The 15,862-nt window shown below is 72.5% G+C and carries 12 protein-coding genes and 3 pseudogenes; 4 read left to right on the forward strand and 11 right to left on the reverse strand.

All coding sequences use genetic code 11. The features are described from left to right. Positions 1 to 152: 152 nt before the first annotated feature. A complete protein-coding gene (locus GA0074696_RS08750; protein WP_088960622.1) occupies positions 153 to 1,412 on the reverse strand; it encodes an ROK family protein in 1,260 nt (419 codons plus the stop codon). A gap of 48 nt (positions 1,413 to 1,460) precedes the next feature. Here GA0074696_RS08750 and xylA point away from each other — a divergent pair, with 48 nt between their 5' ends. The 3 genes from xylA to GA0074696_RS08765 are packed head-to-tail and all read left to right on the forward strand — an operon-like array spanning position 1,461 to position 5,631. Beyond that, positions 1,461 to 2,648, forward strand: coding sequence for a xylose isomerase (xylA, locus tag GA0074696_RS08755; protein WP_088960623.1), 1,188 nt, complete (start codon positions 1,461 to 1,463; stop codon positions 2,646 to 2,648). 11 nt (positions 2,649 to 2,659) lie between these two features. Continuing rightward, complete coding sequence (xylB, locus tag GA0074696_RS08760) at positions 2,660 to 4,153, forward strand: xylulokinase (RefSeq protein ID WP_088960624.1); 1,494 nt, start codon at positions 2,660 to 2,662, stop codon at positions 4,151 to 4,153. 53 nt (positions 4,154 to 4,206) lie between these two features. Beyond that, positions 4,207 to 5,631: an MFS transporter gene (locus tag GA0074696_RS08765; RefSeq protein WP_088960625.1), complete on the forward strand. Its 1,425-nt coding sequence runs from the start codon at positions 4,207 to 4,209 to the stop codon at positions 5,629 to 5,631. A gap of 405 nt (positions 5,632 to 6,036) precedes the next feature. Here GA0074696_RS08765 and GA0074696_RS08770 read toward each other — a convergent pair whose 3' ends face one another. The 5 genes and pseudogenes from GA0074696_RS08770 to GA0074696_RS08790 all read right to left on the reverse strand — a co-directional run bounded on the left by GA0074696_RS08770 (position 6,037) and on the right by GA0074696_RS08790 (position 12,314). After that, a complete protein-coding gene (locus tag GA0074696_RS08770; protein WP_088960626.1) occupies positions 6,037 to 7,707 on the reverse strand; it encodes a glycoside hydrolase family 13 protein in 1,671 nt (556 codons plus the stop codon). Positions 7,708 to 7,748: 41 nt separating this feature from the next. Continuing rightward, a complete protein-coding gene (locus GA0074696_RS08775; RefSeq protein ID WP_088960627.1) occupies positions 7,749 to 8,822 on the reverse strand; it encodes a LacI family DNA-binding transcriptional regulator in 1,074 nt (357 codons plus the stop codon). Between the two features lie 66 nt (positions 8,823 to 8,888). Further along, positions 8,889 to 9,851 carry a carbohydrate ABC transporter permease gene (locus GA0074696_RS08780; protein WP_088960628.1) on the reverse strand — a complete coding sequence of 321 codons (963 nt, stop codon included), beginning with the start codon at positions 9,849 to 9,851 and terminating at the stop codon, positions 8,889 to 8,891. A gap of 1 nt (position 9,852) precedes the next feature. After that, the gene (locus GA0074696_RS08785; RefSeq protein WP_088960629.1) at positions 9,853 to 10,902 is read right to left on the reverse strand and encodes a carbohydrate ABC transporter permease; all 1,050 of its coding nucleotides are present in this window, start codon (positions 10,900 to 10,902) and stop codon (positions 9,853 to 9,855) included. 71 nt (positions 10,903 to 10,973) lie between these two features. Further along, a pseudogene (locus tag GA0074696_RS08790) lies at positions 10,974 to 12,314 on the reverse strand (ABC transporter substrate-binding protein). Positions 12,315 to 12,576: 262 nt separating this feature from the next. Here GA0074696_RS08790 and GA0074696_RS08795 point away from each other — a divergent pair. Continuing rightward, positions 12,577 to 13,353, forward strand: a complete 777-nt coding sequence (locus GA0074696_RS08795) for a M23 family metallopeptidase (RefSeq protein WP_088960630.1) — start codon at positions 12,577 to 12,579, stop codon at positions 13,351 to 13,353. 54 nt (positions 13,354 to 13,407) lie between these two features. Here GA0074696_RS08795 and GA0074696_RS08800 read toward each other — a convergent pair. From GA0074696_RS08800 to GA0074696_RS08815, 5 genes and pseudogenes are all read right to left on the reverse strand, one after another. Continuing rightward, a pseudogene (locus GA0074696_RS08800) lies at positions 13,408 to 13,725 on the reverse strand (TspO/MBR family protein); the annotation flags it as partial. 192 nt (positions 13,726 to 13,917) lie between these two features. Next, a complete protein-coding gene (locus GA0074696_RS31145) occupies positions 13,918 to 14,061 on the reverse strand; it encodes a GPGG-motif small membrane protein (RefSeq protein WP_165947907.1) in 144 nt (47 codons plus the stop codon). Next, positions 14,052 to 14,827 (reverse strand): annotated as a pseudogene (locus GA0074696_RS08805) (metallophosphoesterase family protein). The gene GA0074696_RS31145 and the pseudogene GA0074696_RS08805 overlap by 10 nt, the downstream one beginning before the upstream one ends. 13 nt (positions 14,828 to 14,840) lie before the next feature. Beyond that, complete coding sequence (locus tag GA0074696_RS08810; RefSeq protein WP_088960633.1) at positions 14,841 to 15,107, reverse strand: hypothetical protein; 267 nt, start codon at positions 15,105 to 15,107, stop codon at positions 14,841 to 14,843. Then, entirely contained in the window at positions 15,104 to 15,784 is a 681-nt protein-coding gene (locus tag GA0074696_RS08815) for a nucleotidyltransferase (RefSeq protein ID WP_331716534.1), read from the reverse strand. Before GA0074696_RS08815 ends, GA0074696_RS08810 begins: the two co-directional genes overlap by 4 nt. Positions 15,785 to 15,862: the final 78 nt, after the last annotated feature.

A 15,862-nucleotide genomic window follows, 5' to 3' on the forward strand; every position in this document is an offset into this window, starting at 1 on the left:
CGGGCCCACCGGGGCGGGTGGTTGTCACCGCCGGTCGCCGGTCGCCTCGGCCTGTCGACCTGTGCGCATGCTGGTAGCGGACTCCTCGGACGGGAACGTTGCCTCAGGGCATACCGAGGTGGACCGACGGCCGCCCATCCAGCAAGGTCGGCTCAGGGCCGGCCGGCCAGCCAACCGGACGGCCGGGCGATGATCTGGCGGACCACCGAACCGGCCCCACCGACCGCGGCCGACGCCGGGCCGAGTGCCGCCGCGCGGACCGTGACCGGCGACCAGGCGGCGGTGAGCACCCGGTCGGTCAGCTCGGCGAGGACCGGGGGGCGCAGCCAAGGCGCCAGGGTGGCGTATCCGCCCCCGAGGACCACGGTGTCCAGGTCCAGCAGGTTGACCACGCCGGCCACCGCCACCCCGAGGGCGGTGCCGGCCGCGCGCAGCGCGTCGAGGGTGGCCGGGTCGCCCGCCCCGGCGAGGTCGGCCAGCCGGCGCGCCGCCGTGTCCGCGGGCAGGTCCGCGCCCGAGAGTCCGGCCGCACCGAGGACGGCCTCCTGACCGGCGTACGTCTCCAGGCAGCCCCGCGCGCCGCAGCGGCACCGGGGCCCGGCCGGGTCGACCGGTACGTGGCCCAGCTCGCCGCTCCAGCCCCGGGCGCCCCGGAACAGCGCGCCGTCGAGCACGATCCCGGCGCCGATGCCGATCTCGCCGGAGACGTGTAGGAAGCTGGCCGTCGCCGGGCCGGCGTGCAGCTCGCCGAGGGCGGCCAGGTTGGCCTCGTTGTCGACCACCAGCGCCGGCACCCCGTCGACGGGACCGGTCAGCGGGGGATGCGCGGCGAGCAGGGCGGGGACGTCGACATCGCGCCAGCCGAGGTTGGGCGCGAGCCGGACCAGGCCGTGGCCGTCGACCAGCCCCGGGACGGCAAGTGTGGCCCCGGCCAGGGTCAGCTCCTCCCGGTCGGCGGCGGCCCGGGCCCGCCCGGCCAGCTCGACCAGCCGGGCGAGCGCATCGGCGGGGGTCACCGGGCGCAGGTCGGCCCGGTGTACCTCGTGGTGCCGGACGGTGCCGGCGAGGTCGACGACGCAGACGGCCAGGTAGTCGACGTTGACCTCCAGCCCCAGCCCGGCCGGGCCGTCCGTGGCGAGCCGCAGCCCCCGGGCCGGGCGGCCCGCTCCGCCGCGCGGTGCGGGGTCGGCCTCGGTGACCAGGCGGCCGGTGATCAGGTCGTCCACCACGGCCGAGACGGTGGCCCGGGTGAGGCCGGTCTGGCCGGCGATGCCGGCCCGCGACGGCGGCTGGTCGGCGGCGGCGATCCGCCCGAGCACCACGGCGAGGTTGAGCTCGCGCAGGCTGCCCTGCCGGACCGCGCCCGCGGTGCTGGTGCTGGTCACCCCTTGACAGTGCCACAGCACGGTCATTTAATCCATCCATTGAACAAATTGCGGCGACACCACCGGAGGTCTGCCATGGCACCCCGTCCCACCCCCGCCGACAAGTTCTCCTTCGGGCTCTGGACGGTGGGCTGGCAGGCCCGCGACCCGTTCGGCGACGCCACCCGCGCTGAGCTGGACCCGGTGGAGGCGGTGCACCGCCTCGCCGAGCTGGGCGCGTACGGGATCACCTTCCACGACGACGACCTGGTCCCCTTCGGCGCGGACGCCGCCGCCCGTGAGGCCCACCTGGCCCGGTTCCGCAAGGCGCTCGACGAGACCGGCCTGGTCGTCCCGATGGTCACCACCAACCTCTTCACCCACCCCGTCTTCAAGGACGGCGGATTCACCAGCAACGACCGGGACGTGCGCCGGTACGCCCTGCGCAAGGTGCTGCGCAACATCGACCTCGCCGCCGAGCTGGGCGCCCGCACCTTCGTGATGTGGGGCGGCCGGGAGGGCGCCGAGTACGACCTGGCCAAGGACGTCCGGGCCGCGCTGGACCGCTACCGCGAGGCGGTCGACCTGCTCTGCCAGTACGTCGTGGACTCCGGCTACGACCTGCGCTTCGCCATCGAGCCCAAGCCCAACGAGCCGCGCGGCGACATCCTGCTGCCCACCATCGGGCACGCGCTGGCGTTCATCTCCACCCTGGCCCACCCGGACCGGGTCGGCCTCAACCCGGAGGTCGGGCACGAGCAGATGGCCGGGCTGAACTTCGCGCACGGCATCGCGCAGGCGCTCTGGCAGGGCAAACTGTTCCACATCGACCTCAACGGCCAGCGGAGCATCAAGTACGACCAGGACCTGGTCTTCGGCCACGGTGACCTGCTCAACGCCTTCGCCCTGGTCGACCTGCTGGAGCACGGCGGCCCGGACGGTGGCCCCGCGTACGACGGGCCCCGGCACTTCGACTACAAGCCGTCCCGCACCGAGGACTTCGCCGGCGTGTGGGCCTCCGCGGAGGCGAACATGCGCACGTACCTGCTGCTCAAGGAGCGGGCCGCGGCGTTCCGGGCCGACCCGGAGGTGGCCGAGGCGCTGGCTGCCAGCAAGGTCGCCGAGCTGTCCACCCCGACGCTGAACCCGGGGGAGGGGTACGCCGAACTGCTCGCCGACCGGTCCGCGTTCGAGGACGTCGACGTGGACGCGGTCGCGGCGCGGGGCTTCGGCTTCGTCCGGCTCAACCAACTCGCCGTCGAGCACCTGCTCGGCGCGCGCTGAGGCGGGCCGCCGTGCCGCTCGTCGCCGGTGTCGACTCGTCCACCCAGTCCTGCAAGGTCGTGGTCCGGGACGCGGCCACCGGTGCCCTGGTCCGGCAGGGCCGGGCGCCGCACCCGGACGGCACCGAGGTCGACCCGCGGGCCTGGTGGGAGGCGCTGCGCACCGCCGTGGACGCCGCCGGCGGGCTGGCCGACGTCGCGGCGGTCTCGATCGCCGGCCAGCAGCACGGCATGGTCTGCCTGGACGAGGCGGGCGAGGTGGTCCGGCCCGCCCTGCTCTGGAACGACACCCGCTCCGCCGACGCGGCCCGGGACCTCATCGACGAGGTCGGCGGCGGGGTGGCCGGCCGCCGGTTCTGGGCCGAGGCGGTGGGCAGCGTGCCGGTGGCCAGCTTCACCGGCGCCAAGCTGCGCTGGCTGGCCCGGCACGAGCCGGAGCGCGCGGCCCGGGTCGCGGCCGTCTGCCTGCCCCACGACTGGCTCACCTGGCGGCTGGCAGGCGCGCCCGGCCTGGCCGCGCTGCGCACCGACCGGGGCGACGCCAGCGGCACCGGCTACTGGTCGCCCAGCACCGGCGAGTACCGCGTCGACCTGCTGGAACAGGCCTTCGGGCGGGTGGTCGCGGTGCCGACCGTGCTCGGCCCGGCCGAGGCCGCCGGCGTCCTGGACCCCGCCACGCTGGGCGGCGCGGCGTCGGCAGCCGGGCCCGGCACGGGCTCCGGGGTCGGCCCGTCGGGTGCCGCGCCCGGCGGGATCGTGCTCGGCCCGGGCACCGGGGACAACGCGGCCGCCGCCCTCGGCGTCGGTGCCGGCCCCGGCGACGTGGTCGTCTCGATCGGCACCTCCGGCACCGTGTTCAGCGTGGCCGACGTGCCGGCCGCCGACCCGGGCGGCGCCGTCGCCGGGTTCGCCGACGCCACCGGCCGGTACCTGCCGCTGGTCTGCACCCTCAACGCCGCCCGGGTGCTGGACGCCGCCGCCGCGCTGCTCGGAGTCGGCCTCGACGAGCTGAGTGAGCTGGCGCTCTCCGCCCCACCCGGCGCGGACGGGCTGGTCATGGTCCCCTACCTGGAAGGGGAGCGGACGCCCGACCGGCCGCTGTCCACCGGCGCGCTGCACGGGCTCACCCTGCGTACCGCCACCCCGGCGCACCTGGCCCGGGCCGCTGTCGAGGGGATGCTCTGCGCGCTCGCCGACGGGCTGGACGCGCTGACCGCCCAGGGCGCCGACGCCCGGCGGGTGGTCCTGGTCGGTGGCGGGGCCCGCTCGGCGGCGGTTCGCCGGATCGCCCCGCAGGTCTTCGGCCGGCCGGTGGTGGTGCCGCCGCCCGGCGAGTACGTGGCCGACGGGGCCGCTCGCCAGGCCGCCTGGGTCGCCCTGGGCGGCGCGGCGCCACCGCGGTGGGCCGACGCCGGCATCCGGGAGTACGACGCCGAGCCCGTCCCCGCCGTCCGCGAGCGGTACGCCCAGGCCCGGGACCGGACCGTCGACCGGACGTCGGGCTGAGCGGGTGGGGCCCGGTGACGCGATCGTGACCTCGCCCTGATTGGCTGCCGCACATGACCTTGGCCAGGGGTGGGGCGGCGCGGACCTGGGGCGGCGGCACGGCGCACCGGTTCTACAGCGTCGTGGTCTTCGTGGTGCTCGCCTCGCTGGACAACGTGGCGATCGGCCTGGTCCCGCCGCTGTACGGGCCGATCTCCGGGGCGCTGGGCGTGTCGCAGCGGCTGCTCGGGCTGGTCACCGCGGTGAGCTTCCTGGTCAGTGCGGTGGCCGCGGTGGCCTGGGCGTACGTGGGCGACCGGACGAACCGCAAGCCGCTGCTCATGGTCGGCACCCTGATCTGGGCGGCCGGCACCGGCGGCAGCGCGCTCGCCCAGGACTACCCGACCTTCCTCGCCGCGCAGCTGGTGGCCGCGGTCGGGCTCGGCGCGGTCGGCTCGGTCGGGTTCTCCGTGGTCACCGACCTGATCTCGCCCCGCCGCCGAGGGCTGGTGATGAGCTTCTGGGGGCTGTCGCAGGGGGTGGGGACGCTGGCCGGCACGCTCACCGGCGGCCTGCTGGGGGCCACCGACTGGCGGCGTCCGTTCCTGGCGCTCACCATGGTCGGGCTGGCCGCCACCCTGGCCTATCTCTTCACCTACGACATCCGGCGCGGGCAGAGCGAGCCCGAGCTGGCCGGTGCGCTGAACGCCGGGGCCGAGTACGACTACCGGATCACCCGCGCCGACCTGCCCCGGATCCTGGACCGGCGGACCAACCGATGGCTGATCCTGCAGGGCCTGACCGCGCAGGCGGCGTTCGGCTCGCTGGTCTGGCTGCCGGTGCTCTTCGCGCAACGGGCCGAGGCCCAGGGCTACTCCTCGGCGACCGCGGTGGTGGTGGGCAGCGTCTTCGCCACGCTGTTCCAGCTTGGCGGGGTGTTCTCCATCGTCGGCGGGCTGGCCGGCGACGCGCTGCAACGGCGTACCCCGAGGGGGCGGGCGTTGGTCGCGGCGGTGGGCATCCTCGCGGCCGTGCCGTTCTACCTGGTCCTCTTCTTCGTGCCGATCCGCATCGTGGTGCCCGACGGGGCGGGCGGCGGAGCGGTGGTCCGGGCGGTGCTGGCCAGCGTGCTGACCGAGCCGACGGTCGGGCTGAGCCTGCTCGCCGCCGTGGTCGCGTTGGCGCTGACCTCGGCGAACTCGCCGAACTGGTTCGCCCTGATCGCCGACGTCAACCCGCCCGAGCACAGGGGCACCGTCTACAGCCTGGGCAACCTGGTCAACGGGGTGGGCCGGGCGGCCGGCAACGGCCTGGTCGGGGTGGCCTTCCACGGCCTGCGGGCGGCCTTCCCGCCACCGCTGAACTACGCCGTCGGGCTGGCCGTCTTCCAGCTCTTCTTCATCCCCACCGGCCTGATGTACTGGCGCGCCTCCCGTTCCTCGCCGGAGGACATCGAGGCGGTGCACGACCTGCTGCACGCCCGCGCCGACCGCCTCTGACCGCCCGCCGCCGGGTTGTGCCGGGCCGTTCGAGGTCGGGCTGCCCAGTGCTGGGGCCGGGCCGGCGGATCTACCGGGCTGGTGTCGTCTGGACGCTACAGACCTGATGTCGTAAACGATTCACAGCCCGGCCTGCTGTCCGCCATCCCGGCGCGCACACCTGTCCCCGTCGAGGACGGGGTAGCACAAGGGCTCCTGACCCGTCGACCGTGGAGGAACGCGGGGCCCTTCGCGCTGCCGGGCGGGGAGCAGGGCTGAGTCGTCCACGACATCAGCTCTATAGCGATCCACACCGGGTGCTGGGGGTGGACCGGGTGAAGAGTGCCGGGCACGGGAGTGCCCGTGGCCGGTCGGCCGGCCAGCCGGCCCCGCGGACGAGCGCGGGGCCGGCTGGAGCGGCCGGGGTCAGGTGCGGACCCAGACCGTCACGTCGGTGGGGACCCGGCCGTCGGCGTCCAGCGGGGCGCTGCTGTGCAGCACCTCCCCGGTCGGCGCCGGGACGGCCGCCGCGCCGAAGTTGGTCAGCACGGTGAGCCCGCGGTTGCGGAAGGCCAGCACCTCGTCGCCGGAGGAGAGCCACTTCAGCGGCCCCCGGGCCAGCCCGTGCTCGCGCCGCAGCCGCAGCGCAGTCCGGTACATCTCGTACGTCGAGCCGGGCACCCCGCGCTGCCGGTCGAGGGCGTACTCGGCCCACAGCGGCGGCTGGGGCAGCCAGCTGGCGTCGGTCGGCCCGAAGCCGTACGACGGGGCGTCGGCCTCCCACGGGATCGGCACCCGGCAGCCGTCCCGCCCGCGCTGGGTGTGGCCGCTGCGCTCCCAGGTCGGGTCCTGCCGGACCTCGTCCGGCAGCGTGGTGTGCTCGGGCAGGCCCAGCTCCTCACCCTGGTAGAGGTAGGCGCTGCCGGGCAGGGCCAGCATCAGCAGGCTGGCGGCGCGGGCCCGGCGCAGGCCGAGCGCGGCGTCCGGCTGCGGGTCGCCGATGCCGATGCCGTTCGGCCGGCCGCCGCCGACGGTCAGGCCGAGCCGGGAGGCGTGCCGCACCACGTCGTGGTTGGAGAGCACCCAGGTGGTCGGCGCGCCGACGCTGTCGGTGGCCTCCAGCGAGCGGGTGATCACCGCGTACTGGGCGGGCGCGGTCCACGAGGCGAGCAGGTACTCGAAGTTGAACGCCTGGTGCATCTCGTCGGGACGTACGTAGCGGGCCAGCCGCTCGGCCGGCTCCACCCACGCCTCGGCGACCAGGACCCGCTCGCCCGGGTAGGAGTCGAGCAGCCGCCGCCATTCCCGGTAGATCTCGTGCACGCCGTCCTGGTCCCACATCGGGGGCCGCGGCTTCGCCACCTCGTTGCCGGAGAGGATCTCCTGCGGCTCCTCCCAGTTGGCCAGTTCGGCCTGCTTGATCAGGCCGTGCGCCACGTCGACCCGGAAGCCGTCGACGCCGCGGTCCAGCCAGAACCGCAGCACGTCCAGGAACTCCGCGCGGACCTCCGGGTTGTCCCAGTTCAGGTCGGGCTGGCCGGTGTCGAACAGGTGCAGGTACCACTGGCCGGGCCGGCCGTCGGGGTCGGTGACCCGGGTCCAGGCGGGGCCGCCGAAGACGCTCTGCCAGTCGTTCGGGGGCTGGTCGCCGGCCGGGCCGAGGCCGTTGCGGAAGATGTAACGGGCCCGCTCCGGGCTGCCCGGGGCGGCGGCCAGGGCGGCGGTGAACCACCGGTGCGCCGAGGAGGTGTGGTTGGGCACCAGGTCGACGATCACCCGCAGGCCCTTGGCGCGGGCCTCGGCGATCAGCTTGTCGGCGTCCTCCAACCGCCCGAAGAGCGGGTCGACGTCCCGGTAGTCGGCCACGTCGTACCCGGCGTCGGCCTGCGGCGACGGGTAGAACGGCGACAGCCAGACGGCGTCCACACCCAGCTCGGCGAGGTGGCCGAGCCGGGCGGTGATGCCCGGCAGGTCACCGACGCCGTCGCCGTCGGAGTCGGCGAACGAGCGCGGGTAGATCTGGTAGATGACGGCCTCGGTCCACCACCCGGTGGCCGGGCCACCGGACTGTTCCTGGTGCCTCGCGTCGGTGTTCAGAGCCTTCTCCCTGTGTCGAGCCGTGGTGCGGTCGAATCCGTTCAGTGTGCCCGCGGTGGCGCGGTCGATTCACGCACCACCAGCCGAGTGGGCAGGATCACCGGGGGGGTCGGCGGGTCGTCCCGGCCGCCCCCGACCCGCTGGTCCGGGACCCGGCCGGCGTACGGGCCGGTGGTGCGGGTGCCGAGCGGGTCGAGCAGCAGCCGGGCGGCGAGCCGGCCCTGCTCGGCGGCGGGCTGGGCGATGGTGCTGAGCCCGAGGACGCTGGCCAGGTCGTGGTCGTCGACGCCGATCACGCTGACGTCCTGCGGCACCCGCAGCCCGGCGTCGCGCAGCGCGGTGATCGCGCCCATCGCCATCTCGTCGCAGGCGGCGAAGATCGCGGTCGGCGGCTCGCCCCGGGCGAGCAGCTCGGCGGTGGCCCGGTTGCCGCCGTCGATGGTGAACTGCGACTCGACGTCGAGGCTGGGGTCGGGGCGGATCCCGGCCGCCCGCAGCGCCTCCCGGTAGCCCCGGCGTCGGTCCAGGTGAGTGGTGAAGGCCAGTTCGTCGTCCGGGTCGCCGGAGATGTGGGCGATCCGGCGGTGCCCCAGGTCGAGCAGGTGCCGGGTGGCGGTGCGGGCGGCGGCCACGTCGTCGATCCGGACGCAGGGCCAGCCGGGCACCACGGTGCCGGAGCTGATGGTGATGCCGGGCAGGTCCAGCGCGCCCAGCGCGGTCAGGTCGGCCGGCCGCAGGGGCGTGGCGACCAGCATGATGGCGTCGACGCGCTTGTGCAGGTTGGCGTTGCGCAGCACCCGCTGCCGGATCTGCTCCCGGCCGCCCAGGTTGTACAGGAGCAGGTCGTACCCGGCCTGGTGGAGGAACTCCTCGACCGCCTCCACGACCGTGCCGAAGAACCAGCGGGTGATCCGGGGGACCACCACGGCCACCGTCCCGGTCCGGCCGCCGGCCAGCCGCGAGGCGCTCGGCGAGACGGCGTACTGGAGCTGCTCGGCGGCGGCGAGCACCCGGCGACGCGTCGCGGCCGACACCGTCGGCAGGCCGCGCAGCGCGCGGGAGACGGTGGCGGTCGAGACCCCGGCGAGTCGGGCGACGTCATCAATCCTCGTCACGATGTTCCCCCGCTCCGTGGCCGTGACCGCCGCCGCCCGTTTCCCGGGCGGCGGCGGTACGAGGCCTCAGCCCTTGACGCTGCCGGCGAGCAGGCCGCGGACGAAGTAGCGCTGCAGGGACAGGAACACGGTCAGCGGTACGACGATCGAGACGAACGCGCCCGCCGTCAACCGCTGCCACTCGTTGCCCCGGGTGCCGGCCATCTCGGCCAGCCGGACGGTCAGCGGGGCGGTCTCGTTGCCGCCCCCGGCGAAGATCAGCGCGACCAGCAGGTCGTTCCAGACCCAGAGGAACTGGAAGATGCCGAAGGCCGCCAGGGCCGGGGTGATCAGCGGCAGGACGATGGTGCGGAAGATCTTGGGGTGGGTGGCCCCGTCGACCCGGGCCGCCTCCATCAGGTCCCTGGGCAGCTGCGAGATGAAGTTGTGCAGCAGGAACACCGCGAAGGGGAGCGCGAAGCAGGTGTGCGCGAACCACACCTGGGCGAACTTCTGCTCGTCCACCAGGTCCCAGGCCGGCATCAGGGTGACGCCGGCGACGGTGACGCCGGTGGAGAAGAACTTCAGCAGCGGCACCAGCGCCATCTGCAGCGGGACGATCTGCAACGCGAAGATCGCGATGTAGAGCCAGTCCCGGCCCTTGAAGTTGATCCAGGCCAGCGCGTACGCGGCGAGCGAGGCGAAGGCGAGCGGGAACAGCACCGAGGGGATGGTGATGGCCAGCGAGTTGATGAAGTAGCTGGCGAGCTGACCCGAGGAGGACGAGCCGCCGAAGAGCACCTCCTGGTAGTTCTCCAGGGTGAACTGCGGGTTGGTGAAGAACGTCCACCAGCCCGTGCTCTTGATCTCGTTCTCCGGCCGGAATGAGGACACGAGGAGGCCGAAGGTCGGGATCGTCCAGAGCAGCGCGATGACGATCGAGATCAGCGTGGCCGTACGGCTGTTCAGCCGCTTGCGGACGCGTCCGGCGGTGGTGGTCTTCCCGGTGGCCTGGGTGCCGGCCGGGACCGTGGGCGTGGCGGTGCTCATCTCAGCCCTCCCGCTGCTGACGCAGGTTGCGGATCTGGTAGATCACGATCGGGACCACCAGGATGAACAGGAAGACGGCCAGCGCCGAGCCCTGCCCGTTCTGGCCGTACCGGAACGCCTGGTTGTACATCTCGTTGGCGATCACGCTGGTGTCGTAGTTGCCGTTGGTCGCGGTCCGGACGATGTCGAAGACCTTGAGCGTGGCGATCGACAGCGTCACCACCACCACGATCAGCGCGGGCCGGATGCTCGGCATGGTGATCTGCCAGAACATCTGCCAGGGGGTGACCCCGTCGAGGCGGGCGGCCTCCACGATGTCCGCCGGGATCGCCTTGATCGCGGCGGAGAGCACCACCATGGCGAAGCCGGCCTGGATCCACACCATGATCACGATCAGCAGCAGGGTGTTCAGCGGCGACTCCAGCAGCAGATTCTTCGGCTCGCCGCCGAGGCTGACCACGATCTGGTTCAGCAGGCCGATCTGCTCCTGGCCGTCGCCGCGGTAGGCGTAGACGAACTTCCAGATGATGCTGGCGCCGACGAACGAGATCGCCATCGGCAGGAAGATCAGTGACTTGGCGACCGCCTCGAGCCTGGCCTTGTCCACCATCACCGCGTAGAGCAGGCCGAACGAGGTGGCCACCAGCGGGACCAGCAGCACCCAGACCAGGGTGTTGAGCAGGACCCGGACGATCGAGTCCTCGGAGAACATCCAGCCGTAGTTGCCCAGGCCCACCCAGTCGTTGCTGCCGGCGTCCATGAAGGAGAGCAGCGTGGTCCGGATCGCCGGCACCACCAGGCCGATGGCGAGCAGCAGCAGCGTCGGCAGCAGGAAGAACAGGGCGAACAGCCCCTCCCGCGGCTTGACCCGGCGCGGGAGTGGACCGCCGCTCGCCACGGCGGCGACCAGCTTCTCCTCCCGACGGCGGGCGAACCAGGCCGGCACCACGTCGAGGAGCAGGAGCAGACCGCCCACCACCGCGACGAAAGCGATCAGCCCGTACATCAGCATGAGGAACTTCGGCTGTTCCGCCGCGAAGTCGAACTCCATCGACCCTCCTTCAAGGGCTCGGTTTGCGGTGGTGGCCCGGTCCGCGACGCGGACCGGGCCACCAACTCAGATCACTTCCAGCTGCCCTCGATGCCGTTGAGGACGGTCGCGGTGTCCTTGCCGTTCACCCAGTCGACCATGCCCTTCCAGAAGGTGCCCGCGCCGACCGCGGCCGGCATCAGGTCCGAGCCGTCGAAGCGGAACACGGTCTTCGGGTCCTGGAGGATGCCGACGGAGAGCTTGTCCACCGGGTTCGGCACGTTGGCCAGGTCGAGCTTCTTGTTCGCCGACAGTCAGTCGCCGATCTTGGCGCGGCTGTTGACGTACTCGCCGGAGGCCAGGTAGGTCTGCACCGCCTGGACCTCGGGACGGTCGGCGAAGCCCGCGACGAACTCACCGGCACCCAGCACCGGCTTGCCCTTGGCCGGGTCGATGGCCGGGAAGTAGAAGGCGAAGACGTCGCCGTCCTCGGCCACCTTGGTGCCCTGCGGCCACTGGTTGGCGTAGAAGGACGCCTGGCGGTGCAGCGCGCACTTGCCGGTGGTGATCGGGACGCCCGCCTCCTGGAAGGAGGTGGTGGCGATGCTCTTCACCCCGCCGAAGCCGCCGTTGACGTACTTCTCGTTCTTGAGGATGGTGCCGGCCTTGTTCACCGCGTCGGCGACCTTCGGGTCGTTGAACGGGATGCCGTGGGTGGTCCACTGGTCGTAGACCTCCGGACCCTGGGTCCGGAGCATGACGTCCTCGATCCAGTCGGTGGCCGGCCAGCCGGTGGCGTCACCGGACTCGATGCCGGCGCACCACGGCTTGGTGCCGCTGGCCGCGATGGTGTCGCTGAGCTTGATCAGGTCGTCCCAGGTGGTCGGGACCTGCCAGCCCTTCTCCTTGAAGGTCTTCGGCGAGTACCACACGTACGACTTGACGTTGGAGCCGAGCGGAACGCCGTAGAGCTTGCCGTCGATGGTGCTGTACTTCAGCCAGTCGGGGGTGAAGTTCTGCTCGGCCAGCGCCTTGGTGTCGGCGCCGACCGTCTTGACCTTGCCCGCGTCGACGAACCGCTTCAGCAGACCCGGCTGGGGGATGAAGGCCAGGTCGGGGGCGTTGCCACCGTCGACGCGGACGCCCAGCTGGGCCTCGAACTCGCCGCTGCCCTCGTGGTCGATCGTGATGCCGGTGCAGTCCTCGAACTGCTTCCAGGACTGCTCCAGGCGGTCGGCCTCGATGTCCCGGATCGACGAGTAGATCGTGACCTTCTTGCCGTCGTGGCCCTGGTACTTCTCGTATGCGGCGCACTCGGGGGAGCTCGCCTTGTCGCTCTTCTTGTCATTGCCGGTGCCGCAGGCGGTGGCGCCGAGCGCCAGCCCCAGTACGCCGGCGATCGCGAGAGCCTGGCGTGATCTGGCAAACGCCATGCCGTTCTCCTTCCTTGCCGGCGCGTGGAGGAGTCGAAGCCGCGCCGGTCCGATGGTCGTCTCCACATGTAAGCGCTTGCATCACCTCCGGTCCAGCCCTGGCCGGACACGGCCCGGTAACAATCCCGAAACCCGGCCCACCGGCCGTGGGCGCGCTCCCGCGCAGTAGTCGCCACCTGCACTGCGCGCCACTTCCCATCGATGGAGGTTTCTGCCACGCTGTGCCCAGCAGATTGAAGAATCTCAACATTGGAGGTGCTGGATGCGTAGACGGTGGTGGAGCCTGGCCGCGGCCACACTGCTCGCCGCGGTGGCCCTGGTGGCCCCGGCGAGCCCCGCGCTGGCCGCGCCGACGTTCAAGGTGCCGTTCCCCTGCGGCCAGTCCTGGTCCGGGCAGACCCGGTCCGACCACAGCCCGGCGTACGCGATCGACTTCAACCGCACCGACGACCTCGGCGACCCGGTGGTGGCCAGCGCCCCCGGCACCGTCGACCGGGTCACCGACCTCGGCGGCACCAGCTACGGCAAGTACGTCCGGATCGACCACGGCGGCGGCTACACCACCTACTACGCCCACCTCAACGGCTTCAACGTCTCGGTCGGCCAGACCGTCGGCTACGGCAAGGTGATCGGCTGGGTGGGCAGCACCGGCGGCTCCACCGGGCCGCACCTGCACTACGAGCAGCGGCTCAGCGGCAACGACATCCAGGTGCGGTTCAACGGCACGCTGGCGCTCTACTGGGGCACCAAGAGCTACACCAGCGACAACGCCTGCTCCGGCGGCACCGCCTCCGGCACGGTCAACACCGCCGGCGCGGACCTGACGGTGCGCTCCGGCCCCGGCACCGGCTACAGCGCGGTCGGCTCGGTCGCCGACGGCGCCACGGTGACCATCTACTGCCAGACCACCGGCACCACCGTCACCGGCACGTACGGCACCAGCTCGATCTGGGACCGGATCGGCTCCGGCCGGTACATCTCCGACGCGTACGTCTACACCGGCTACGACGGGTGGATCCCGAACGTGCCGCGCTGCTGAGGGCGCGGACGCGTGGCGGGGCCCCGGCCGGGCCGGGGCCCCGCGACGTCGGAGTCAGCTGTTGAGCTGCCAGATGGAGAAGTTCAGCGCGGCGGCGAAGGTGACCCAGGCCCAGTACGGCAGCAGCAGCGCCGCCGCCGGGCGGGAGACCCGCCGGAACAGCACGACGGTCACCCCGATGGCGAGCCACATCAGCACGATCTCGGCGAAGGCCAGGCCGTACCGCCCGGCACCGAAGAAGAGCGGCGTGCAGATCGCGTTCAGCACGAGCTGGGCGGTCCACGCCCAGAGGGCCGGGCCGAAGCCGACCCGGCGCCAGACCAGCCAGCCGGCGATCGCGATCAGCGCGTAGAGCAGCGTCCAGACCCGGCCGTCCGCGGAGTGCTCTGCGTTATCTCCATGGTCGAGATATTTTCGTCCGGCCGACGGCACAAACCCGCACCAGCGGGCGCGACGGACCCCGGACGCACGGCGCCGGGGTCGTCGCTGCCGGATCTCCAGGTCTGGGAGGACGGAGATTCCGGAAGCGACGACCCCGGCGGGTCCGGTGACGCGAAATCAGCGTCAATTGAAGATGCTGACACCACCCGGGCCGACCAGCAGGCCCACCACGATGAGGACGACGCCCCACAGGATCTGCCGGCGGAACAGCGCGAGGATGCCGGCGACCACGAGTACGACTGCGAGAATCCAGAGAATCAGCTCCATGGCGGCTGAATACCCGGCTCGCCGATTGCGGAAACCTGGGAGATCATTCGAGGTGATCGCCCAGGTGGAAGATGCTGTACGCCTGCTTGATCACGGGGTGCGCGACGTTGCGGACGCGGACCCCGCCGGGGGTGGTGCCCCGCTCGGTGCCCGCGTGGGCGTGCCCGTGCAGGGCCAGCGCGGTCGGCGCCGAGTCGATCGCCTGACCCAGCTGGTACGACCCTAGGAACGGATAGATCTCCAGCGGTTCGCCGGCGAGCGTGTCCGGCACGGGGGAGTAGTGGGTGAGCGCGACCAGCAGGTCGCACTCCAGCTCGCGCAGCGCCTTCCCCAGCGCCTCGGCGCTCTCGTTGGTCGTCCGGACGAAGGCCTTCATCTCCGGCTCCCCGAAGTCGCTGGCGCACCGGCCGGCGAAGCCACCGCCGAAGCCCTTGACCCCGGCCACGCCGAGCCGGCCGCCGGTGCACTCCAGCACCATGCCCGTCCCCTCCAGCACGGTGATCCCGGCGTCCTCCAGCACCTTGACCACCTGCGGCACCTGGTCGCACTGGTGGTCGTGGTTGCCGAGCACGGTGATCACCGGCACCCCGAGGCCGCCGAACTCCCGAGCCACGCAGCGCGCCTCGGACTCCGTGCCGTGCCGGGTCAGGTCCCCGGCGAGCAGCAGCACGTCGGCGCAGTCCGGCAGCTCCTCCAGGGCCGGGCGGAACCGGCCGACCACGTCCTCGTCCACGTGCACGTCGCCGACGGCGGCGATCCGGATCATCGTCGGACCCCCCTCACGGCAGCTCCTCGACCTGGGTCGGCGCCTGTGCGCGGATCACCCCGATGTCGCTGGTGATCGGCAGGTCCGGGAAGCGCTCCGAGACCCGCCGGAGGATCTCCTCCCGCCGGTGCGGGGTCTCCACCTCGCCGTAGAGGACCAGGCCGCGTTCCCGGTGGACCACGGTGATCCCCTGCTCGGCGACGTCCGGATCCTCGGCGAGCAGCCGGTGGATCTCCGCCTCGACGTACTCGTCGGGCGGGCCGGCGCCATGCTCGGTCACGGTGTCTCCTCTCCCTCGGGGGTGCGGGCGTACGGCACGGGCGTGCCGCCGTACGGCACCACGTCGAGCCGGTCCAGCAGCACCAGGAACGCCTCGGCGTACGGCGAGTGCCGCGTCTCCTTCCGTACCCGTTCCCAGTCGATCTGTTCCCGCAGCGAGCGGGCCAGCGGCAGGCCGCGGGCGAAGTCGCAGTAGTGCTGCGAGAAGCTGAGCAGCTTGTGCACCATCAGCCGGGTCGCGGACAGCACCGGCATGTGGATGGCGTCCACCGGGCGCACCACGGTGTCGGCGAAGGTCTCCTCGGTCACCGGGGTCTCGATCGGTCGGTGGATCAGGTCCACCATCCGCCCCTCGTCGTAGACCTTGACCAGCCAGTCCTCCGGCGGGCGCTCGGCGGTGAAGCCCTCGGCGACCAGCGCCTCCAGCGCCCGTTCGACGTCCTCCTCGCAGAGCAGGAAGTCCACGTCGTGCTCACTGGAGTGGCCGCCGTGCGCGTAGACGGCGAAGCTGCCGCCGAGGGCGAAGGGGATGTCGTTCTGCTTGAGCACGGCGGCGACCCGCTTGAGGGTGTGCAACAGGCTCTCGTCCCCGCGCTCGGCCATCTGGTTCTCCCGTCGTCGTGAAGGTGGACAGGCGGTCGGAAATGACGTTGCGTACCCGGCCCGCCCGCCACCCACACCTGGGCGGCGATCAGAGACTGGTCAGCGAGCCATCAACCGGGCAAACCGCCGGGAGGCGAGCGCCGGTCGGATAAC

This window comes from Micromonospora purpureochromogenes (assembly GCF_900091515.1).
Classification (GTDB): Bacteria; Actinomycetota; Actinomycetes; order Mycobacteriales; family Micromonosporaceae; genus Micromonospora; species Micromonospora purpureochromogenes.